Source organism: Streptomyces bacillaris, assembly GCF_003268675.1.
GTDB classification, from domain to species: Bacteria; Actinomycetota; Actinomycetes; order Streptomycetales; family Streptomycetaceae; genus Streptomyces; species Streptomyces bacillaris.
The window spans coordinates 7,513,820-7,535,386 of sequence record NZ_CP029378.1; the positions used below are offsets into that span (position 1 = coordinate 7,513,820).

Consider the following 21,567-nt stretch of genomic DNA (forward strand, 5'->3'; position numbering starts at 1 on the left):
TGCCTGATGAAGACTGACACGCAGCGGCCCCGCCCCGGCGCCGCCATCCTGCGGACCGCCCTGCGCCGGAACATCGGCGCCATGATCGCGGGCACCGTCCTGATGGGCCTCTACCAGGCGGCCGAGACCGCGTTCCCCATCGCGCTCGGCATGATCGTCGAGCACACGATGCAGGACCGCAGCCTCGGCTCGCTCGGGGTGTCGATCGGCTCCCTCGCCGTGATCATCACGACGGTCTCCCTGTCGTGGCGGTTCGGCATGCGGGTGCTCCAGAAGGCCAACACGACCGAGGCGCACCGCTGGCGGGTCCAGGTCGCGGCCTGCGGGCTCCAGCCGGTGGCCCGGGACGTGGACGGCCTCAAGTCCGGCGAGATCCTCACCATCGCCACCGAGGACGCCGACCAGACCGCCGACATCATCGAGGTGGTGCCGCTGCTGATCAGCTCCCTGGTCGCGGTGGTCGTGGCGGCGGTCGCGCTGAGCCTGGCCGACATCAGGCTCGGCCTGCTGGTGATCGTGGGGACGGTCGGCATCCTGTCGATCCTCGCGGTGATGTCCGGGCGGATCGGCTCCAGCACCCAGGAACAGCAGGCCAAGGTGGCGCGGGCCGGGGCCAAGGTCGCCGACCTCATCATCGGGCTGCGCCCGCTCCACGGCTTCGGCGGCAACCACGCCGCGTTCGGCTCCTACCGCAAGGTCAGCACCGACGCCAAGCGGCAGGCGATCACCGTCGCCAAGGTGAACGGCGCCTACGCGGGCACCGCCCTGGCCCTCAACGCGGTCCTCGCCGCGGCGGTCTCGCTGACGGCGGGCTGGCTGGCCTTCGGCGGCCAGATCTCCATCGGTGAACTGGTCATGGCCGTGGGCCTCGCGCAGTTCATCATGGAGCCGCTGAAGATGTTCTCGGAGATGCCCAAGTACGTGATGATCGCCCGCGCCTCCGCCGAGCGCATGGCCCTGGTGCTCTCCGCCCCGCCGGTCGCGGCACCCGGGCCCGAACGCCCCGAGCCGGGCGGGGACCTGGAGGTCGACGGCGTACGCCACGGGACCCTGCAAGGGGTGAAGTTCCGCGTCGGGGCGGGGGAGTTCGTGGCGATCGCGCCCTACCAGCCGCGTGCGGCCGCAGACTTGGCCGCCGTGCTCGCCGTGAACGTGCCGCCACCCGCGTACGAGGGAGTGGTCCGGCTCGGCGGCCGGGAGCTGGCGGAGCTGTCGGTGGAGGCGGTCCGGGAACACCTGCTGGTGAACCCGTACGACGCGGAGATCTTCGGCGGCACCCTGCGGACCAACATCGACCCGTCGGGCAGCAGCCGTACGCTCCCCGAGGCCGTCGAGGCGTCCATGCTCACCGATGTCGTCGCCCTCCACCGCGACGGGCTCGACTACGCGGTCCGCGACCGGGGGGCCAACCTCTCCGGCGGGCAGCGCCAGCGGCTCTCCCTGGCCCGCGCGCTGGCCGCCGACACCGACATCCTGGTCCTGCACAACCCGACCACGGCCGTGGACGCGGTCACCGAACAGCTCATCGCCCGCAACATCGCCAAGCTGCGCCGGGGCCGCACCACGCTCGTGATCACCAGCAGCCCGGCGCTCCTGGACGCGGCCGACCGGGTGCTGGTCCTGGACGAGGGGATCATCACCGCAGAGGACACCCACCGCAACCTGCTCGCGGAGGACGAGGCGTACTGCCTGGCGGTGGCGCGGTAGTACCCCACCCGCCCGGGGGCCTCGCTCAGCCCAGCGCCCAGGCCACATCCCGGAGCAGTGCGTGCCGCCAGCCCGCGCGGTCGTGGTCCGAGGCGGACCGGGAGATCCGTACGGTTGCCCCGGCCCGCTCGGTGAGCGACTCGGCCAGCTCGCAGTGGGGCAGCATCCGCGTCTCGTGCTCGCCCACGTCGAACGCGCAGCGCAGCCCGGACAAGTCGGGCCCCTCGCGCAGGAGTCCGGCGATCGTCCCGCCGACCGGCCCGCCCAGCGGGTCCGCCACCTCGTCCGCGCCGGGCGCCCACCAGAACGACCCCGACTGACAGGCGACACGGGAGACCAGCTCCGGGAACGTCACCGCCGCGTAGAGCGCGCTCAGCCCGCCCAGACTCTGCCCGGCGACCACCAGCCGGCCCACATCGGCCGGTACGCCGGACCCGGCCACCAGCGGCAGCAGCTCGTCCCGGACCGCCTCCCACAGCCCGGGGCGGCACCCGAACTCGGCCGACCGGTCCTTCGCCGGCAGGAACACGAGGGTGACGGGCTCCAACTCCCCTGCGGCCACGGCGGATGCGAAGGCGGTCATCGCCGGATGGAGGTACAGCCAGTCGTCCCCGTCCAGCAACAGGACCACCGGGCCGCCACCGCCCACCGGCTGGACGCGCACGGTCCGCCGCCCGCCGAGCCGCTCGCTGCTCCAGCGCAGCCGGGTCTCCGGCAGCGGCAGCACGGCGTCCGGGCCGAGGGCGGGCCAGTGCGGCTGGGGCGGGGCGTCCGGGGTCGCGGCGATGGACCGGTCACCGCCCGCCCCGGCCGGGTTGAGGGGGTCGGCGCGGGGCTCGCCGTCCACCAGGAAGCGGTAGGTCACCCGCAGCCGCGCGGGCAGGGCCACCTCCGCGTACCAGCAGTCCGTGTCCTTCCACCGGAGCAGCGGGACCGGCCCCGACCAGCTCTCGAAGTCCAGGTCGGCCGGGGAGCCCCGCCACAGGAACAGGGTCGTCCAGCCGTCGTCGGCGGGAACGGAGAGCGGGGGCCGGGCCGCCGCCCAGAACGCGTCGGTGCCGGGCTCACCGGGGAGCCCGAAAGGAGTAAAAGGGCTGGTCGCGTCCGCCGCGAGGCGCATGAACATCTCCTTGCGAGAGGGGATGGGGAAGGGCCGGGCCCGCCCTGCATAAGGCGAGCCTAACCTTAGGGGCTTTCGGCCCGGGTTTCCGGACTGCGCCCGGTCCGGGGTCTCGTTAGCGTGAGCACGTAGGGCCCCGCCCCCCTGAGTCGAAGCCCCACGAGCCGAAGGACCATACGATGTCCCCAGCACCGCAGTCGCCGCGAGGCGACATCGGCCGACGCGTCGCGGCGCGCCGCCACCAACTCAGTCTGTCCCGGCAGGACGTGGCCCTGCGGGCGGGTGCCGCGCCCGGCTACATCCAGTACGTGGAGGAGCAGTCCGCCACCCCCGGCATCGGCTTCCTCCTCCGGCTGGCGGACGCGCTGGAGACCACGGTCCAGGAGCTGACCGGCGGGACCGTGGACCTGCCGGGCGGGCTCGGCCGGGCGGCCCGTGAGGCCCGGATGGTCGAACTGGACGAGGCGGAGTGCCGGGAGCTGCTCGGTGACCACGGGGTGGGGCGGGTGGCGCTGACCGGGGGCGACGGGCCGGTGGTCCTGCCGATCAACTACCAGGTGCTGAACGGCGAGGTCATGTTCACCACCGGGGACCGCTCCCCGCTCGCCGGAGCGGCCGGTACGGAGATCGCCTTCGAGACCGACCACCTCGACGACGCCTTCAGCAAGGGCTGGAGCGTGCTGCTCGTGGGGACCGTCCGGGCCGTGGAGGACGAGAGCGAGGCGCTCCGGCTCAGGGAGGCGGCGTACTCGGGACCCTGGGCGGGGGAGGGGCGCGAACACGTCATGATCCTCACGCCCCGGCGCACCACCGGGCGCAGGATCATCGTGGCCGACGCCCCGGAGGACACCCCCTGACCCCGCAGGGTGGATGAACCCGGCTCACTCGAACGGCACGACCGCGACCGGCGCCGGGCTGTGGTGGATCGCTGCGTGCGCGACATGGCCGAGGTGCGGCCCCACCGGGGAGCGCCGGCTGCGCCGCCCCACGATCAGCAGCCCCGCACTCCGGGACGCGTCCACCAGTTCGGCCGCCGCCGGTCCCACCACCGCCCGCTCCGTCACCCGGACGGCCGGGAACTTCTGCCGCCAGGGCCGCACCATGTCGGCCAGCCCCTCCGCGGCCCGCCGGCCCAGCCCGCTGCCGACGCCCGGGTTCAGGATCGCCGCGTACCCGTAGGCGGGCGACGGGGACCAGCTGTGGACGATCCGCAGCTCCTCGTGCCTGCGGGCGGCCTGACCGAAGGCGAAGGCCAGCACCGGGTCGCACGGCTGGTCGATGTCCAGCCCCAGCACGATCCCCGAGGGCGGGCCGTCGGCGCCCGGCACGGACGTGGCCGCCCGGGTGTCCTCCGGGGAGCGCACCAGCACCACCGGCCGCCGCGCCCGGCCGACGACCGCGAGCGACACCGAACCGATCAGGAAGCCGACGACACCGCCGAGCCCCCGCGAACCCAGCACGGTCACCTCGGACTCGTTGGCGGCGGCGGTCAGCTCGGCCGGGGCGCGCCCCCGGGCCATCTCGGTGGTCACTTCGAGCCCGGGGCGCTCGCGCCGGACCCGGTCCACCGTGTTCCGCAGCAGGGTCTCGTACCGCTCGACCAGGGCATCGGCGGAGAGCACCGGCACCTCCGCGGTGATCGGCCACTCCTCCACATGCATCAGGTGCAGCGGAACGTCGAGCAGGGAGGCCTCCTCCGCGGCCCAGCGCGCCGCCGCGAGGCTCTCGGGGGACTCGTCCATTCCGACGGTGACGTGCGCTGTCATGACCAGGGCCTCCTCGGTACGGCGGGCTTCGGTTGCGGAACCACGGATCCAGCCTCCCCGCCCGGGCGGCCGCCGGACAGGGGCCGACAGGGCCGGATCGGGGCCGAAGGGCCCATCTGCGGGGGCCGCCCCGCGGTGCGACCGTGGAGAGGTAGTCCCCTGGCCACCCCCGATGATGGCCGCCCCCGAGGAGGAGCCATGACCAGCGACCTTCCCGACCCCGTGGAACTCGGCGCCGTCGTCGTCGGAGTGGACGCGTCCGAGCAGGCACGGACGGCCGCCCTGTGGGCCGCCGCCGAGGCCGCCCACCGCGGGCAGCCGCTGAACATCGTCCATGCCGCCGACATCGAGGGCCGGTCCGTCCTCACCCCGGCCGAGACCCTCCGGGCCCTGCGGGAGACGGGGAACGAGTTGCTGGACGGGACCGCGGAGGCCGTCCGGGCCGCCCACCCCGACCTGACCGTGACGAAGGAACTGAGCAACCGGGACGCGGTGTCCTCGCTGCACGCGGCGGCCGGTGACCGGGGCACGATCGTCGTGGGCAGCAGGGGGCTGGGCGGTTTCGCCTCGCTCACCCTCGGCTCCGTCGGCCTGGGGGTGGCCTCACGGACCGAGGTGCCGGTGATCGTCGTACGGGGCGAGACCGACCGGCCGGCGACCGGGGTGGTCACGGCGGCCGTGCAGGGCACCTCCGACCTGGACTGGCTGCTGATCGCGGCGGCTGAGGCGGACGCACGCAAGGCGTCCCTGCGGCTGCTGAGCGTCAGCAACGTGCTGACCCACGTCGGCAGGTTCACCACCATGCTCGACAGCATCGGGGAGATCACCGAGGAGAAGGTGCACGAGACGGCCGCCGTCGCAGAAGAGGTACGGAAGCGGTACCCCGGCCTCACCGTCACCCACGACGTGGAGACGGGGACCAGCGTGCCGGGCATCCTCGTCGAGGCCACGGCCCTCACCGACCTGCTGGTGATGGGCGCCCGGCGCCGGATGCTCGGCTCCGGGACGGCGTTGGGCCGGGTCACCCACGCCCTGTTGCACCACGGCCACTGCCCGGTCCAGATCATCCCGCCGGGCTACAGGGCCACGAGCTGAACCGTCGAGTCGAACCGTCGGGGGCAGCACCCTCACCGCACCAGGACCGCCTCGCCCGGCTTCGGTACGACCGCCGTCCACCCCAGCTCCCGGTCCAGCCGGTCACGCAGCGCGGCCGACGCGCCCTCCTCCCCGTACACCAGATAGGTGGTGTGCGGGGCGGGTGCGTCCCGCAGCCAGTCGAGGATCTGGTCCGCGTCGGCGTGCGCCGAGAAGTGCGGTACGTCGACGATCTCGGCGCGTACGGGAACGTACTCGCCGAACATCTTCAGCACCCGCGCCCCGTCCACCAGGTCCCGGGCGCGGGTGCCCGCGGCGGCGAAACCGACGACGACCACGGAGTTGCGGGGGTCGGGCAGCAGTCGGCGCAGATGGTGCAGCACCCGGCCGCCCGTCGCCATACCGGCCGAGGAGACGATGACGCAGGGGCCCCGCGCGCTGTTGATGGCGATGGACTCCTGGACCGTACGGGCGGCGAGGAAGGGATCGGGGCTCAGCGCGTCCGTGCCCCGGTCCAGGATCTCCGGGCGCAGCTCGGCGGAGCGGCCGCGCAGCGCGTCCCGGTAGACGTCCAGGGCGGCCAGGGCCATCGGGCTGTCGACGTACACGGGGACCGAGCGGGGGAGCGCCCCCGTGTACCGCAGCTCCGCCAGCTCGTGCAGGACCACCTCGGTGCGGTCGATCGCGAAGGCCGGGATCACCACGGAGCCGCCGCGGGCCAGGGTCCGGCCGACCGCCGAGGCGAAGGCCCGGCGGCCGCCCTCCCGGTCGTGGCGGCGGTTGCCGTACGTGGACTCCATGAGCAGGACGTCGGCGCCGGAGAACGGATCCGGGGGCCGCAGCAGCGGATGCCCCGGGCGGCCGAGATCGCCGGAGACGGCCAGGGCGTGCCCGTCCTCCAGGGTGAGGTGCGCCCAGGCGGAGCCGAGGATGTGGCCGCCGTGGTGGAGCGTGAGCCGGGTGCCCCGCATGATCTCGACCTCGCTGCCGACCGGCACCGGGTCGAAGAAGGCGAGCGTCCGCTCCACATCGGCGTCGTCGTACAGCGGGTCGGCCGGGCGGTGCTTGGACCAGCCGTGCTCGTTCGCGTGCCGGGCCGCCTCCGTCTGGAGCCGGGCGCTGTCCCGCAGCACGATCTCCGCGAACCGCGCCGTGGGGGTGCTCATCAGGATCGGCCCCCGGAACCCCTGCCGGACCAGGCGCGGCAGATACCCGCAGTGGTCCAGGTGGGCATGGGTGACGACGACGGCGTGGACATCGGACGCGGCCCGCGCGAACTTCACCCAGTTGCGCCTGCGCAGCTTCGCGTGGCCCTGGAAGAGCCCGCACTCCACGAGGATGCGGGCGTGGTCGCTCTCGACCAGGAACTTGCTGCCGGTCACGGTGCCCACCCCGCCCAGCAGGGTGAGCAGGGCGGGCCGGGCGGGTGCGCGGGCGGCGTGCGGGGCCGGTCCGGAGCCGGACGGCATGACGACCTCCTACTCCACGGTGAGGACCTCGCCCACCGGCCGACGCGGCGTCCGTGTGCCCCGGGGCCCGTACCCGAACCGGAACAGCATGTGGACGAAGCCGGTCGGCGAGCCGGGTTCACGGGTCAGGGCACGCAGCTCGGGCCATTCCAGGGGCTGAGACATCAGCGAGGTGGACAGTCCGTCCAGCGTGGCCTGGAGGAGTACGCGCTCCATGGCCTGCCCCGCCCGCAGCCAGTCGGCCGGGGAGTCGTCCAGGGTGCCCAGGAGCGCGATCTGCGGCCGCTCCTCGAAGTCGGCGGAGATCCGGCCCGGCAGGCCGCGCTCGGGGTCGAAGTCACGGGCCGGGGCGGTCACACCGTACTGGCGGGGGCCGAAGGCGTACGACGGGACGCCCTCGGTGGCGGGCCCCTCACCGGCCCTGCCCGTACGGGTCCAGGAGGCGATCTCCTCGCGCAGCGCCGCGTCGGCGGACTCGAACAGCTCGGCGTCACGGACCAGGTCCAGGACGGCGTCCGAGTGCCAGGACCCCGGCACGATCAGCCGGCACCCCTCCAGCAGGGCGGCACCGCGCAGCCCGTCGAGGATCTCGCCCGGGATCCGCTCGTCGGAGAAGGGGAAGCGGCTGGTGTGCCGCTTCGGCAGCGCGGGGTGGAGGTCGGCGAGCACCGGACCCGGAGTCTCCGGCTCCACCGGATCGGGCTCCTGGAGCACCACATCGGCCAGATGCCAGGGGTCGCGGGGGTCGGGGAGCAGCTCGACGGCGGCGTCCCACCCGTGGTGGGCGGCCGACACCCGCAGATTGAACAGCGCCGCCCCGCACCCCAGATGCAGCCCGCGGCCCTCCGGGTCCCCGGCGGGCAGGGTGCGGGACGGGTCGCCGTACAGGGCGAGCGAACGGGTGCCCGCACGGTGGATGAACCTCCACGGCTGGGCGTTGTGCATGGACGGAGCGGTGACGGCGTCCTCGACCAGCGCCGTCACGGTCTCCACGAGTTCGTCTGTGGTGGGCATGGCTTCCTCTCCGCGCTCCCCGCAGCTCCACCCTCCGCCGCGACCGCCCCGGGAGGGGAGGGGCCGAACGGCCCTGTCCCCGGACCGACCGGGGCCCCTTTCCGGCCCCCAGCGGCCCTTCCCGCGCCCCTCGCCGCCGTATCAGCCTGGAATCCCCCGGTTGTCCCCGCGTACCTACCGGTCCGGGAGCCTCCCGTACCGCCCGGGAGACCCCGGAGAAGAGGCAGCCCCGTGCGGCAGGAGGAACCCCTCATGAGCACCTCGGCGACACGCCAGGACATCGTGGTCGGCGTCGACCCCCGCGAGGACTGGCGCCCGGCCGTCGCGTGGGCGGCGGACGAGGCCCACCGCCGCGGCCTTCTGCTGCGGCTCGTCGTCGCCGTCCCCCCGCTCCACGAGCCCCGCCGCCCCGGCGACCTCCCCCGCCACCGGGAGTTCGAGGAGGCCGCCACCCGTGCGCTGGAGGCCGCCGACGCCTGGGTGCGGGAGCGGCAGCCGGAGATCCGGACCACCGCCACGCTCCTCGACGGGGTCCCCGCGCCCACCCTGGCGGGCCTGACCCGCGAAGCCCGCATGGTGGTGCTCGGCTCCCGGCGGCTGAACCGGGTGGCGGAGTTCCTCAGCGCCGGTTCCCTCGCCGTCCCCGTCAGCGCGCAGGCGCACTGCCCCGTGGTCGTCGTGGTCCGCACCGCGCGGAGCACCGGGCAGCCGCCGTACCTGGTGGTGGGCGTGGACGGGAGCGAGCCCTCGCAGGCGGCCCTGGCACTGGCCCTGGAGGAGGCCGAGCTGAGGGGCTGCGCCGTGCGGGCCGTGGCGGTGTGGCAGCCCCCGGTGTTCTCGCTCCGGGGCCGGGACGCCCCGCTCGACACCGAGCGCCGGCTGCTGGCCGAGACGGTGGCCGGGTGGGCCGAGAAGTACCCCGGTGTGCGGCTGAGCCACGAGGTGGTGACCGGCTCCCCGGTCGAGGCGCTGGCGGAGGCCGCCGAGCACGCGGAGGCCCTCGTGGTGGGCCGCCGGGGCGACGGCGGCTACCTGGGCATGCGCGTCGGCTCGGTCGTCCACGGGCTGCTGCACCGGGCCCCCTGCCCGGTGATCACGGTCCCGGTCGAGGAGCGGCCGTGACCACGCACGGCCTCGTGCTGATCCCGTACGACCTCGCGCCGACCCCGTACGGACCCGTACCGAACCCGTGCGGCCCTGAGCTGATCCCGTGCGGACCCGTACCGATTTCGTACGGCCCCGAGCTGATCCCGTACGGCCGGGCGCTCGACATGAGGCCGCGCGGTGCGGCGGCTACGTTGGAGGAGCGGACGCCGGCAGTCCGCCTCCCTCGAAGCCGCCGGAGGTACCCATGGGCGGGGATGCCCGTGAGACCGGGCGGGCCAGGCTCCCGCGCCTGCGGCTCGACGAGCTGCTGGACGAACTGCAGGGCCGCATCGACGAGGCCCGGGGCACCCGCGACCGGCTCAACGGCCTGCTGGAGGCCGTCATGTCGGTCGGCCGGGAACTGGCGCTGCCCCAGGTGCTGCGGGGGATCGTCGAGGCGGCGGTCGTCCTCGTCGACGCCGAGTACGGGGCGCTGGGCGTGATCGGGGACGACCAGAAGCTCTCCGAGTTCCTCCCGATCGGCATCGACGACGACGTACGGGAACGGATCGGCGACCTCCCCTCCGGCCACGGCCTCCTCGGTGAGCTGATCCGCCACCCGGAGCCGCTGCGGCTCGGTGAACTCTCCGAGCACCCGACCTCGTACGGCTTCCCGCCCCACCATCCGCCCATGCACACCTTCCTCGGCGTGCCCGTCCGGGTCCGCGAGGAGGTGTTCGGCAACCTCTACCTCACCGAGAAGCGCGGTGGCGCCGACTTCGACGCGGAGGACGAGGCGGTCGTCTCGACCCTGGCCGTCGCGGCGGGCATCGCCATCGAGAACGCCCGCCTCTACGAGGCCGGACGGTTGCGGGAGCGCTGGCTCGCCGCCGGCTCCGACTTCACCAGGGCGCTGCTCTCCGGCTCGGCGGAGACGGAGGTCCTGGAGGGGATGCTCGCCCGGGCCGTGGACATCGCCGGTGCCGACGTCGGCGTCTTCCACCTGGTGGGGGTCGACGGCGAGCTGAGCGGCTCCCTCGCCCACGGGGAGCGGGCCGGGGCCCATCGCGGGCTGGCGCTGCCGACGACCCGGGGCACCCTCGCCGGGGCCACGCTCGCCGCGGACAGCCTCGTCACGGTCGCGGACGTCGGAAACGACCCCCGGATCACCGTGCGGCCGGAGCGCTGGGAGGGGTTCGGGCCCGCGGTGGCCGTCATCGTGGGCACCAAGGAGAAGCTCAGCGGGGTCCTGATCCTCGCCCGCCTCCAGGGCGGTCCACCGTTCGCCGGGCCGGAGATCGCCTCGCTGCCGGGCTTCGCCGGACAGGCCGCGCTCGCGCTCGAACTGGCCGAGCGCCGACGGGCCGCCGAACGGGTCAGCCTCCTGGAGGACCGCGACCGGATCGCCCGCGACCTGCACGACCTCGCCATCCAGCGGCTCTTCGCCACCGGGATGACCCTCCAGAGCGCCCGCCCGTTCGTGGAGCGCCCGGAGGCCGCCGAGCGGCTGGGCCGCGCGATCGACGACCTCGACACCACCATCAAGATCATCCGCTCCACGATCTTCGGCCTCCGGGACCACGAACCGACCGGCGACGCCCCCGGCCTGCGGACCAGGGTCGTCCAGGCGGTGGACGCCGCCGCGCCCTCGCTCGGCTTTCCCCCGGCCCTGCGGATGGAGGGGCTGATCGACACGGACGTGCCCCAGGAGGTGGCCGACCAGGTGGTCGCGGTGATCGTGGAGGCCCTGAGTAACGTCGCCCGCCACGCGGGGGCCGGCAGGGCCGAGGTGGCGGTCGTCGCCGGGAGCGGCACGCTGACGGTGACCGCCACCGACGACGGCACCGGCCTCCCGGAGAGCGTCCACGGCAGCGGCCTGCGCAACCTCGCGGAGCGGGCCGAACGGCTGAGCGGCACCTTCTCCGCCACCGCACGGCCCGCCCCGCACCACGGCACGGTCCTGGAGTGGCGGGTCCCGCTGCCGACGGGGCGCGCATAGGGCGCGCGAACCGTACGCGTACGTGGGGGTCGGCGGTGCGTGTACGCGGGCGGGGCCAGCGTGTACGTGGGGGCAGGCGGTGCGCGTACGGAGACGGGCGGGCAGGCACGTACGTGGGCGGGCGCGACCGGACACGTACTACGTGGGACGGGCGGGCCGGACACGTACGCGGCGTGCGCGAGCCGTACGCGTTCAGCCGCGCCGCCCGAGCCCGCACGCCCGGTCCCGCGGCCTCACTGCTGCCCGTGCTCCCGCGCCTCCGTCGCGATGACGGCCGCCTGCACCCGGCGCTCCACCCCCAGCTTCCCCAGCAGCCGGGAGATGTGGTTCTTCACGGTCTTCTCGGAGAGGAACAGCCGCCCCGCGATCTGCCGGTTGGTCAGCCCCTCCCCGATGAGGCCGAGCACCGACCGCTCCCGCTCGGAGAGGACCGACAGCCTCTCGTCCTCCACGGGGCCGGCGGCCTCGGGCGCGCGCAGGGTCCGCATGAGCCGGGCCGTGGTCGCCGGGTCGAGCATCGACTGCCCCGTCGCCACGGTCCGTACCGCCGACACCAGGTCCGAGCCGTTGATCTGCTTGAGCACATACCCGGCCGCCCCGGCCATGATCGCGTCGAGCAGGGCGTCCTCGTCGTCGAACGACGTCAGCATCAGACAGGCCAGCCCCGGCATCCGCGAACGCAGCTCCCGGCAGACGGTGATGCCGTCCCCGTCCGGCAACCGGACGTCCAGCACCGCCACATCGGGCCGCAGCGCCGGGCCCCGGGCCAGCGCCTGGGCAGCCGTGGCCGCCTCCCCGACGACCTCCACACCGGGCTCGGACCCCAGCAGATCGCGCAGCCCCCGGCGGACGACCTCGTGGTCGTCCAGCAGGAAGACGCGGATCGGGTCCCCGCCCTCGGCGGTCGGTGTGCCGGACATGTGCGGCCCCAGGTGTTCGGTCGACGCGTGGCCCCCGTCTCCTCACCCGCATTGTCCCAGCTACGGCGGCGACGTACCTGCCGAACCGCCCCCGCAGCCCGTTTCCACCTGGTCAATGCAGGTGGGAGAAGCCGTTGGCGTAGGCTTGCCAGCCTGACTGGACAGACCCGCCCACCCGTGCGTGCGCCGTCGCGGGTGGGGTGACAACGGAGGTTCGCGTACATGCCGAGCAGCAGTCGTACGGCACTGGTCGAGGACCTTATGGGGCGTTTCCCCGAGGTGCCCCGGGAAGCCGTCATCAAGGAAGACCTGCTGCGCGGCGGCATGGCCTTCGACGAGTCCGCGCTCAGCGGATCCATCGGTGGCGCCACCGGTGACGTGAAGCCGAAGTCGTACTTCATCTTCTCCTTCGACCACCGCACCCTGCCCGAGCTGGGCGCCGCCGCGCTCAACCGGCCGCCGGAGGAGGTCGTCCTCACCGGCGGACCCTACGGGCTGCGCCGCACCGTGGTCTCGGTGCGGGTCAACCCCGACTCCCCGTACGTCGTGCGCGGCGGCGAGGACGGGACGCTCGGCCTCTACCTGGACGGGGCGCGGATCGCGGACGTCGGCCTCCCGCCGATGCCGGAGTACTACCGCCACCAGCTCTCCAACGGCAAGTCCGTCATGGAGGTCGCCCCGACCATCCAGTGGGGCTACCTCATCTATCTGACGGTCTTCCGGGTGTGCCAGTACTTCGGCGCCAAGGAGGAGTGCCAGTTCTGCGACATCAACCACAACTGGCGCCAGCACAAGGCGGCCGGCCGCCCCTACACCGGGGTCAAGCCGGTCGAGGAGGTGCTGGAGGCCCTGGAGATCATCGACCGGTACGACACCGCCGGCGTCTCCCGCGCCTACACCCTCACCGGCGGTTCCATCACCTCCCAGGTCGGCGGACGCGACGAGGCCGACTTCTACGGCCACTACGCCAAGGCCATCGAGGAGCGCTTCCCCGGCCGCTGGACCGGCAAGGTGGTCGCCCAGGCGCTGCCCCGCGAGGACGTGCAGCGCTTCCACGACTACGGCATCCGCATCTACCACCCCAACTTCGAGGTGTGGGACCGCCGGCTCTTCCAGCTGCACTGCCCGGGCAAGGAGCGGTACGTCGGCCGCGACGAGTGGCACCGCCGCATCCTGGACTCCGCCGAGGTCTTCGGGCCGCGCAACGTCATCCCCAACTTCGTCGCGGGCATCGAGATGGCCGAGCCCTTCGGCTTCACCAAGGTGAGCGAGGCCATCGACTCGACCACCGAGGGGCTGCGGTTCTTCATGTCCAACGGGGTCGTGCCGCGCTTCACCACCTGGTGCCCCGAGCCCACCACTCCGCTCGGCAAGGCCAACCCGCTCGGCGCGCCGCTGGAGTACCACATCCGGCTGCTCCAGGCCTACCGGGCGACGCTGGAGGAGTTCGGCCTCAACTCCCCGCCCGGCTACGGCCCCGCGGGCCCCGGCCGGGCCGTCTTCTCCGTCAGCTCCTTCATGGACAGCCTCGAAGGGCTGGAGGAGGAGACCACCGTCTGACCCCCTCCCCGGGGACGGGAGCCGCACCTCCCCGGGGAACGGGAGCCGTCCAACGGGCACCGTTCCCCGGGTTCGGGCGCGATTCGGGCGCCCGCCTCCGCCGAGCGGGCGGCGGAAGCGCCCGGAAAGCCCTTGGCAGGCCCGTGACCAGCGGCGGCCCGCCGGGGAAACGGGCAGGAACGGGCAGAGGGAATCCCGCGAAGAGCCTGGTCGAGCGGCTGACCCTGCTTGTAAAAACGTCACATGGGCCCGAACGGACGGGACCCACCCCCGAAAAGCGCCACCGCAAGAGCCAGGGATGTGTGTCGTGGACACCGACGAACGCCGCAGAGGAATACTCGACGCCGCCCGACGGGACGGATCGGTCGAGGTGAACGCCCTCGCGGCGCTGTTCCAGGTGGCCAAGGAGACCGTCCGCCGCGATCTGCACGTACTGGAGGAGCACGGTCTCGTCCGCCGCACCCACGGCGGCGCCTACCCGGTGGAGTCGGCGGGCTTCGAGACCACGCTCGCGGTCCGCACCACCCGTAACGTCCCGCAGAAGTCGCGGATCGCGGCCGCCGCCGCCGATCTGCTCGGGGACGCCGAGACCGTCTTCGTCGACGAGGGCTTCACCCCCCAGCTCGTCGCCGAGGCCTTCCCCCGGGACCGGCCGCTGACCGTGGTGACCGCGTCCCTGGCCGTCGCCACCGTCCTCGCGGACGCCGAGAAGATCTCCGTCATCCTGCTCGGCGGCCGCGTCCGCGGCTCCACGATGGCCACCGTCGACCACTGGGCCTCCAGGATGCTCGCCGGCTTCGTCATCGACCTGGCGTACGTCGGTGCCAACGGCATCTCCCGCGAGTACGGCCTCACCACCCCCGACCCGGCCGTCAGCGAGGTCAAGGCCCAGGCCATGCGCAGCTCCCGGCGGCGCGTCTTCGTCGGGATCCACGCCAAGTTCGGCGCGGTGAGCTTCTGCCGGTTCGCCGGGGTCGGGGACTTCGAGACGATCGTCACCGACGCCGGGCTCTCCTCCGCCGAGGCCCAGCGCTACTCCCTCCTGGGCCCCCAGGTCATCCGCACCTGACCCGACCCGCGCCCCCGGTCCCGTACCGGCCGCGCGACCCCCGTACCACCGCGCCCCGCCCCCCGTCGGGGCGCGGTCCGTCCTGCCGCCGTACGCCTCCGGCATCCCCTTGCCGCCTCCGCCCGACCCGATCACCGAGCCGCTACGACTGATCAGGAGTCCCCATGCGCCACCACCCCCGCCGACGCCACGGACCACGCCGCCTGCCGCGCGCCGCCGCCGTGGCCACGGCACTCGCCCTCCTCGCCACCGGCTGCGCCGGAGCGGGCGGGACCTCCTTCGGGGGCGGTGACGCCCTCAACGTCCTGATGGTGAACAACCCGCAGATGGTCGAACTGCAGAAGCTGACCAAGGAGCACTTCACCAAGGAGACCGGCATCACCGTCCACTTCACGGTGCTGCCCGAGAACGACGTCCGCGACAAGATCAGCCAGGACTACTCCAACCAGGCCGGTCAGTACGACATCGCCACCATCTCCAACTTCGAGCTGCCGTTCTTCGCCGAGAACGGCTGGCTCCGCCCGCTGGACCAATACGTCGAGGCCGACCCGGACTTCGACCAGCAGGACATCCTCCCGCCGCTGCGCGCGTCGCTGACCCACAAGGACGGCAAGCTCTACGCCCAGCCCTTCTACGGCGAGTCCTCCTTCCTGATGTACCGCAAGGACGTCTTCGAGAAGGAAGGGCTCACCATGCCCGCCAAGCCCACCTGGAAAGAGGTCGCCGAACTCGCCGCGAAAACCGACGGATCGCAGCGCGGGATGAAGGGCATCTGCCTGCGGGGGCTCCCCGGCTGGGGCGAGGTCATCGCCCCGCTCACCACCGTCGTCAACACCATGGGCGGCACCTGGTTCACCGAGGACTGGCAACCGCAGCTGACCGCACCGGAGTTCAAGAAGGCGACGAAGTTCTACGTCGACCTCGTGCGCAAGCACGGACAGCTCGGCGCCCCGCAGTCCGGGTACGCCGAGTGCCTCAACAACATGACCCAGGGCAAGACCGCCATGTGGTACGACGCCACCGCGGGCGCCGGATCGCTGGAGGCCAAGGGCTCCCCGGTCAAGGGCAGGATCGGGTACGTACCGGCCCCCGTCGAGCGGACCGACAGCTCTGGCTGGCTCTACACCTGGGCCTGGGGCATGCAGAACGCCTCCAAGAAGGCCGACGACGCCTGGAAGTTCATCTCCTGGGCCTCCAGCAAGGAGTACGAGGAACTCGTCGGCGCCACCAGCGGCTGGTCCAACGTCCCGGCGGGCAAGCGCGCGTCCACCTACGCCCACCCCGACTACCGCAAGGAAGCAGGGGCGTTCGCGGACGTCACCCAGCAGGCCATCTCCGAGGCCGACCCCAACAACCCCGGCACCCAGCCGCGCCCCACGGCGGGCATCCAGTTCGTCGGCGTTCCGGAGTTCACCGACCTCGGCACCAAGGTGGCGCAGGAGATCAGCGCCGCCATCGCGGGCCGCCAGTCGGTGGACACTGCACTCGCCACCTCCCAGAAGCTGGCCGAGAAGGTCGCGGAGGAGTACCGATGACCACCACCACCGCCGTACGGCCGACCCCGCCCCGTCCCGCCCCATCGGGCAAGCGCCCCACGGGCAGCAGAGCGAAGGCCTGGGCGACCCGCGCACCGCTCCTGCCCGCCCTCGTCTTCCTGATCGTGGTCACCCAACTGCCCTTCGTGGCCACGCTGGTGATCTCCTTCTTCGACTGGAACTCGCTCAAGCCGGACCAGCGCCACTTCACCGGCTTCGCCAACTACGGCTCCGTCTTCACCGACCCGGCCCTACGCGACTCGGTCCTGACCACCGTCCTGCTCACCGCCACCGTGGTCATCGTGAGCGTCGTCCTCGGCCTCGCCTTCGCTCTGCTGCTCGACCGCACGTTCTTCGGCCGGGGCTTCGTCCGCACCCTCCTCATCACCCCGTTCCTGATCGTGCCGGTCTCGGCGGCGCTGCTGTGGAAACACGCCCTCTACAATCCCGAGTACGGGCTGTTCAACGGGGCGTTGACCTGGTTCGGGAACCTCTTCGGCATCGACTCCATGGTCCAGCCGGAGTGGACCTCCGAGATGCCCCTGATGGCGGTCGCCGCAGCCCTCGTCTGGCAGTGGACCCCGTTCATGATGCTGATCCTGCTGGCCGGACTGCAGAGCCGCCCCGCCGAGATGATGGAGGCCGCCCGGCTCGACGGCGCGGGCGCCTGGCAGATGTTCCGCTTCCTCACCCTGCCCCATCTGCGCCGCTACCTCGAACTCGGCGTCCTGCTGGGCTCGGTGTACATCGTGCAGAACTTCGACGCCGTCTTCACCATCACCGCGGGCGGCCTCGGCACCGCCAACCTCCCGTACACCGTCTACGAGACCTTCTACCGGGCCCATGAGTACGGACTGGCGTCCGCCGTGGGCGTGGTCGTGGTGATCGGCACCGTGATCATCGCGACGTTCGCGCTCCGGGTGGTCTCCTCCCTCTTCCGTGAGGAGGCGAGCCGCGCATGAGCGCCTCGACCGCAGCACCGACCCGCACCCGCGCCACCGCGAAGGCCACCGCCCCGACCAACCGGGCCCGCAGGCGCTCCACCGCCCTCGGCCTGGCCGCCTGGGCCGTGGGCCTGGTCTTCTGCCTGCCCGCCCTGTGGATGGTGCTCACCTCCTTCCACTCGGAGGCCGACGCGGCGACCAACCCGCCCTCCCTGGCGGCCGCGCTGACGCTCGACGGCTACCGGACGTTCTTCGGCGGCGGAGGCGGCCCGACCCCCTGGCCGCCGCTGGTCAACTCCCTGATGGCGTCGGTGTTCTCCACCGTGCTGGTCCTCCTGCTGGCGCTCCCGGCGGCGTACGCGCTCTCCATCCGCCGGGTGCGCAAGTGGACCGACGTGATGTTCTTCTTCCTCTCCACCAAGATGCTGCCGGTGGTCGCCGGACTGCTGCCGATCTACCTGTTCGCGAAGAACACCGGCTTCCTGGACAACATCTGGCTGCTCGTCCTGCTCTACACCTCGATGAACCTGCCGATCGCGGTGTGGATGATGCAGTCCTTCCTCGCCGACGTCCCGGTCTCCATCATCGAGGCGGCCCAGGTCGACGGGGCGAAGCTGCCCACGGTCCTCGGCCGGGTCGTCGCCCCGGTCGCCGCCCCCGGCATCGCCGCCACGGCCCTGATCTGCTTCATCTTCAGCTGGAACGAGCTGCTGTTCGCCCGGGTGCTGACCGGCGTGGTCGCCGGGACGGCCCCCGTCCATCTGACCACCTTCGTCACCAGCCAGGGCCTCTTCCTCGCCCAGCTGTGCGCCGCGTCGGTGGTCGTGTCCCTGCCGGTGCTCGTCGCCGGCTACGCCGCCCAGGACAAACTCGTCCAGGGCCTTTCCTTGGGAGCAGTCAAATGAGGGCAGCCATCGTCGAGGCCCCCGGCAAGGTGTCGGTCACCACGGTCGACGACCCCACGCCCGGCCGCCGTGACGTGGTCGTGAAGGTGGCGTCCTGCGGGCTCTGCGGCACCGATCTCCACATCCTCCAGGGGGAGTTCGCCCCCACCCTGCCGATCGTGCCCGGCCATGAGTTCGCCGGGGAGATCGTCGCCGTCGGCACCGACGTCACCGAACTGGCCGTCGGGGACAAGGTGGCCGTCGACCCCTCGCTCCACTGCCACGAGTGCCGCTACTGCCGCTCCGGCCGCGGCAACCTCTGCGACAACTGGGCCGCCATCGGCGTCACCGTCCCCGGGGGCGCCGCCGAGTTCGCCGTCGCCCCGGTGGCCAACTGCGTCAAGCTGCCCGAGCACATCGACGTCGCCGACGCCGCCCTGATCGAGCCGCTCTCCTGCGCGGTGCGCGGCTACGACGTCCTCAAGGGCAACCTGGGCGCCGAGGTGCTGATCTACGGCTCCGGCACGATGGGCCTGATGATGCTGGAGCTGGCCAAGCGGACGGGCGCCGCCTCGGTGGAGGTCCTGGACGTCAACCCGCAGCGCCTGCAGACCGCCACGCTCCTCGGCTGCACGGGGGCGGCGGCCCGCGCGGAGGAGTTCGACCGCCCCGGCGGCTGGGACGTGGTCATCGACGCCACCGGCAACGCGGGCGCCATCCAGGACGGGCTGGGCCGGGTCGCCAAGGGCGGCACGTTCCTCCAGTTCGGGGTCGCCGACTACGCCACGACCGCGGTCATCGAGCCGTACCGCATCTACAACCAGGAGATCACCATCACCGGCTCGATGGCGGTCCTGCACAGCTACGAACGGGCCGCCGCACTCTTCGCCAGCGGGGTCCTGGACCCGGCGGTCTTCATCAGCGACCGGCTGCCGCTGGAGCAGTACCCGGAGGCGATCGACCAGTTCAAGGCGGGGGTGGGGCGGAAGATCGTGGTGCAGCCGTAGCCGCCCCTGACGGCACGGGAAGAGGCAGGTACCGGAGGCGATGGAGGAAGCCCCTGGTACCTGCCGGTCCGTGTCGCGGGACGGTCAGACGAAGTTGGCGTACCGCTTGAAGGCGGCCCGGGTGTCCGGCCCGGCGATCCCGTCGATGGGACCCTTGTAGTTGAACTGCGTCTTCATCCAGCGCTGGAGCGCCTTGACGGTGTTGGGTCCGACGACTCCGTCGATGGCGTCGTTGTAACCCCAGTACGCCTTCATGTACCGCTGCAGGGCCATCCAGCTCCCGGTGCCCAGGTACCCGTCCATCTCTCCCCTGTAGCCCCAGGCGGGCAGAGAGCGCTGGACCTTCTTGGCCTGGGAGACACTCAGCCCGAGGTTGTTCACCGCGTACGGTGCGACGGACTGCGTGCTCACCGTGCTCACCGCGGTCTTCTCGGCGGGTGCTGGTGTGGCGGAGGCCGCGCCTGCCGCTGCCAGTCCTCCGGCGGCGATGCCGACGGCGGTGGTGACACTGACGAGTGTCCTGACCAGGACGGTCGATCGCATGCAGGTCTCTTTCGGGTCGTGGCGCCGCGGCACGGACGGCCTGCGCGCCGGATCGTCGTGGGTCTTCCCGGGGCCGATGTCCGGGGCCAGGCCGGTCGCGGCAGGCTCAGAGCCGGTTGGCGAACCGCTCGTACGCGGACCGGGTTCCGGTCCCGGCGATCCCGTCGATGGCACCGGTGTAGCCGTGACGGGTCTTGAGGAAGCGCTGCAACGCCTTGATCGTGCCGCTTCCGGCGATCCCGTCGACGGGGCCGGTGTAGTCCCAGCTCTTCAGCCAGCGCTGCTGCGCCTTCCAGCTCTCGGAACCGAGCTGTCCGTCGATGGCCCCGTCGTACTTGTAGTACTTGGCCAGGAAGTGCTGGACCTTCTTGGCCTGGGAGACACTCAGCCCGAGGTTGTTCACCGAGAGAGGCGCTACGGACTGCGTGCTCACTGCGGCTTTCTCGGCCGGTGCGGGTGACGCGGCGGCCGTGCCCGCCGCTGCCAGTCCTCCGGCGGCGATGCCGACGGCGGTGGTGACACTGACGAGTGTCTTGACCAGGACGGTCGATCGCATGCTGTTCCCTCTCGGGTCGTGGCACGGCAGCCCGGGCGCAGGGCGCGCCGAATTGTCGTGCGGTTCTCCGGGGCAGGTCTCCAGGGGTCGTTCCCCAGGGCCCGAAGAGAACACTGACCGATCGGCGGCGAGCTGTCCTTGACCATCGGCGCCAGCCCCTTGCCCCGGAGCGACACCTTGGCCGCATGCGGTCCTACGCCGGTATCGGGTCGCGGCCGGTGGCGGGCGGCCGAGTGAGCGTCCGGAGTTCCGTGTCCAGTTGCTGCCGGTGCTCCAGCTCCCGGTACTCCCGGGGCGCCATCCCGTACGCGGCGGAGAACGACCGGCTGAAGTGCGCGGCGCTGGTGTAGCCGCAGCGCCGGGCGATCGACTGGATGGAGGTCGTGTACTGCGCGGGGTCCGCCAGTCGGCGCCGGGCCTCCGACAGGCGCCGGCCGCGGATGTAGGCCGCCGCCGTGATCCCCTCGGCCTCGAACAGCCGGTGCAACTGGCGCGGGGAGATGAAATGGGCGGCGGCGACGGTGCGCGGGGTCAGCCCCGGATCGTGATAGTGCCGGTTGATGTGGGAGCGGATGAGCAGGAACTTGTTCCTCTGTCTTGTCTCCTTGCTGAGCGCCGTCTCCGCGTCCAGTTCGCGGGCGACGAGTCCGGTGACGAGATCGAGCAGAATCTGCTTGAGCCGGGGCACGTCGGACGGCTGGTGCGCGGAGTTGCGGGCGACGAGATGGGAGAGAAAATGGGCGAGGACCGCCCCGAACCCCTCCTGTCCCGGAAGGCGTTGGCCGAGCACGCGGCCGATGGCCCTTTCGGTCGCGAGCGGAAAGTGGCTCCGGGGAATCTCGACGCCGATTCCCACGGCCAGTTCGTTCTCCTCCACCTCGACATCGCAGGGGTACGAGCTGTTCAGGATGTACAGGTCGTTGACCAGGGACATGTGCCTCCGGTCGTTGTGGTCCACCCTGAGCCGCCCGCTCCCCGGCAGGACGAGCGTGATGTGGTAAAGCTCGGGATCGCCCTGGCGGATCAGTTTCGGCGTCCGGCGATAGCGGGACGCCTGCATCGCCACCGGCCAGAGCAGGATGTCCTCCAGAGTCAATAGGCGTGTCTCGCCCCAGAAATCGGAAGAGTGCTGACTGCTGACGTGCATCGGTGACATCGTCGCCGCCATGGCGTCCCGCCACACGTCGAATCTGATGTCCGGTGCCACGTCGTCCGTTCGGAGAACCGTTTCGGGGAGCACTTCTCTCCTTCACCGCAGTTCCTCGGGCACGGGCGCTCATTTCGGCCCGCAGT

At 72.3% G+C, this 21,567-nt stretch carries 19 protein-coding genes; 11 read left to right on the forward strand and 8 right to left on the reverse strand.

Translation table 11 applies throughout. The features are described 5' to 3' along the window. Window positions 1-6 precede the first annotated feature (6 nt). A complete protein-coding gene (locus DJ476_RS32800; RefSeq protein ID WP_112492211.1) occupies window positions 7-1,707 on the forward strand; it encodes an ABC transporter ATP-binding protein in 1,701 nt (566 codons plus the stop codon). Between the two features lie 25 nt (window positions 1,708-1,732). Here DJ476_RS32800 and DJ476_RS32805 read toward each other — a convergent pair whose 3' ends face one another. Beyond that, window positions 1,733-2,833, reverse strand: coding sequence for an alpha/beta hydrolase-fold protein (locus tag DJ476_RS32805; protein ID WP_112492212.1), 1,101 nt, complete (start codon window positions 2,831-2,833; stop codon window positions 1,733-1,735). Window positions 2,834-3,006: 173 nt separating this feature from the next. On the opposite strand from DJ476_RS32805, the gene DJ476_RS32810 reads away from it, so the two are divergent. After that, complete coding sequence (locus DJ476_RS32810; protein WP_103416943.1) at window positions 3,007-3,684, forward strand: helix-turn-helix domain-containing protein; 678 nt, start codon at window positions 3,007-3,009, stop codon at window positions 3,682-3,684. Between the two features lie 24 nt (window positions 3,685-3,708). Here the strand turns inward: DJ476_RS32810 and DJ476_RS32815 are convergent, their stop codons facing one another. Continuing rightward, on the reverse strand, window positions 3,709-4,593 hold the full coding sequence (locus DJ476_RS32815) for a universal stress protein (protein WP_112492213.1): 885 nt from the start codon (window positions 4,591-4,593) through the stop codon (window positions 3,709-3,711). Window positions 4,594-4,791: 198 nt separating this feature from the next. Here DJ476_RS32815 and DJ476_RS32820 point away from each other — a divergent pair, with 198 nt between their 5' ends. Then, window positions 4,792-5,688: a universal stress protein gene (locus tag DJ476_RS32820; RefSeq protein WP_112492214.1), complete on the forward strand. Its 897-nt coding sequence runs from the start codon at window positions 4,792-4,794 to the stop codon at window positions 5,686-5,688. A gap of 32 nt (window positions 5,689-5,720) precedes the next feature. Here DJ476_RS32820 and DJ476_RS32825 read toward each other — a convergent pair whose 3' ends face one another. After that, window positions 5,721-7,157, reverse strand: coding sequence for an MBL fold metallo-hydrolase (locus tag DJ476_RS32825; RefSeq protein ID WP_318294838.1), 1,437 nt, complete (start codon window positions 7,155-7,157; stop codon window positions 5,721-5,723). A gap of 9 nt (window positions 7,158-7,166) precedes the next feature. Then, window positions 7,167-8,171: an Acg family FMN-binding oxidoreductase gene (locus DJ476_RS32830; protein WP_103416946.1), complete on the reverse strand. Its 1,005-nt coding sequence runs from the start codon at window positions 8,169-8,171 to the stop codon at window positions 7,167-7,169. 252 nt (window positions 8,172-8,423) lie between these two features. On the opposite strand from DJ476_RS32830, the gene DJ476_RS32835 reads away from it, so the two are divergent. Both DJ476_RS32835 and DJ476_RS32840 read left to right on the forward strand, forming a co-directional pair. Continuing rightward, window positions 8,424-9,293: a universal stress protein gene (locus DJ476_RS32835; RefSeq protein WP_112492215.1), complete on the forward strand. Its 870-nt coding sequence runs from the start codon at window positions 8,424-8,426 to the stop codon at window positions 9,291-9,293. Between the two features lie 229 nt (window positions 9,294-9,522). Next, complete coding sequence (locus DJ476_RS32840) at window positions 9,523-11,256, forward strand: GAF domain-containing sensor histidine kinase (RefSeq protein WP_112492216.1); 1,734 nt, start codon at window positions 9,523-9,525, stop codon at window positions 11,254-11,256. A 233-nt stretch (window positions 11,257-11,489) separates the two neighbouring features. Here the strand turns inward: DJ476_RS32840 and DJ476_RS32845 are convergent, their stop codons facing one another. Beyond that, window positions 11,490-12,176 (reverse strand): response regulator, encoded by a 687-nt coding sequence (locus tag DJ476_RS32845; protein WP_103416949.1) that lies wholly within the window; start codon window positions 12,174-12,176, stop codon window positions 11,490-11,492. 222 nt (window positions 12,177-12,398) lie between these two features. Between DJ476_RS32845 and DJ476_RS32850 the strand changes: the two genes are divergently transcribed. From DJ476_RS32850 to DJ476_RS32875, 6 genes are all read left to right on the forward strand, one after another. Further along, entirely contained in the window at window positions 12,399-13,736 is a 1,338-nt protein-coding gene (locus tag DJ476_RS32850) for a radical SAM protein (protein WP_019763021.1), read from the forward strand. A 307-nt stretch (window positions 13,737-14,043) separates the two neighbouring features. Continuing rightward, on the forward strand, window positions 14,044-14,805 hold the full coding sequence (locus DJ476_RS32855) for a DeoR/GlpR family DNA-binding transcription regulator (protein WP_026238085.1): 762 nt from the start codon (window positions 14,044-14,046) through the stop codon (window positions 14,803-14,805). 164 nt (window positions 14,806-14,969) lie between these two features. After that, the gene (locus DJ476_RS32860; RefSeq protein ID WP_103416950.1) at window positions 14,970-16,340 is read left to right on the forward strand and encodes an ABC transporter substrate-binding protein; all 1,371 of its coding nucleotides are present in this window, start codon (window positions 14,970-14,972) and stop codon (window positions 16,338-16,340) included. Next, complete coding sequence (locus DJ476_RS32865; RefSeq protein WP_103416951.1) at window positions 16,337-17,302, forward strand: carbohydrate ABC transporter permease; 966 nt, start codon at window positions 16,337-16,339, stop codon at window positions 17,300-17,302. Before DJ476_RS32860 ends, DJ476_RS32865 begins: the two co-directional genes overlap by 4 nt. After that, entirely contained in the window at window positions 17,299-18,189 is an 891-nt protein-coding gene (locus DJ476_RS32870) for a carbohydrate ABC transporter permease (protein ID WP_103416952.1), read from the forward strand. The genes DJ476_RS32865 and DJ476_RS32870 overlap by 4 nt, the downstream gene beginning before the upstream one ends. Continuing rightward, window positions 18,186-19,175, forward strand: coding sequence for a zinc-dependent alcohol dehydrogenase family protein (locus DJ476_RS32875; RefSeq protein ID WP_018491217.1), 990 nt, complete (start codon window positions 18,186-18,188; stop codon window positions 19,173-19,175). Before DJ476_RS32870 ends, DJ476_RS32875 begins: the two co-directional genes overlap by 4 nt. An 84-nt stretch (window positions 19,176-19,259) precedes the next feature. On the opposite strand, the gene DJ476_RS32880 is transcribed toward DJ476_RS32875, so the two are convergent. The 3 genes from DJ476_RS32880 to DJ476_RS32890 all read right to left on the reverse strand — a co-directional run bounded on the left by DJ476_RS32880 (window position 19,260) and on the right by DJ476_RS32890 (window position 21,514). Then, the gene (locus DJ476_RS32880) at window positions 19,260-19,718 is read right to left on the reverse strand and encodes a peptidoglycan-binding domain-containing protein (RefSeq protein ID WP_112492217.1); all 459 of its coding nucleotides are present in this window, start codon (window positions 19,716-19,718) and stop codon (window positions 19,260-19,262) included. A 106-nt stretch (window positions 19,719-19,824) separates the two neighbouring features. Beyond that, window positions 19,825-20,274, reverse strand: coding sequence for a peptidoglycan-binding domain-containing protein (locus DJ476_RS32885; RefSeq protein ID WP_112492218.1), 450 nt, complete (start codon window positions 20,272-20,274; stop codon window positions 19,825-19,827). A gap of 193 nt (window positions 20,275-20,467) precedes the next feature. Further along, a complete protein-coding gene (locus tag DJ476_RS32890; protein WP_112492219.1) occupies window positions 20,468-21,514 on the reverse strand; it encodes a helix-turn-helix domain-containing protein in 1,047 nt (348 codons plus the stop codon). Window positions 21,515-21,567: the final 53 nt, after the last annotated feature.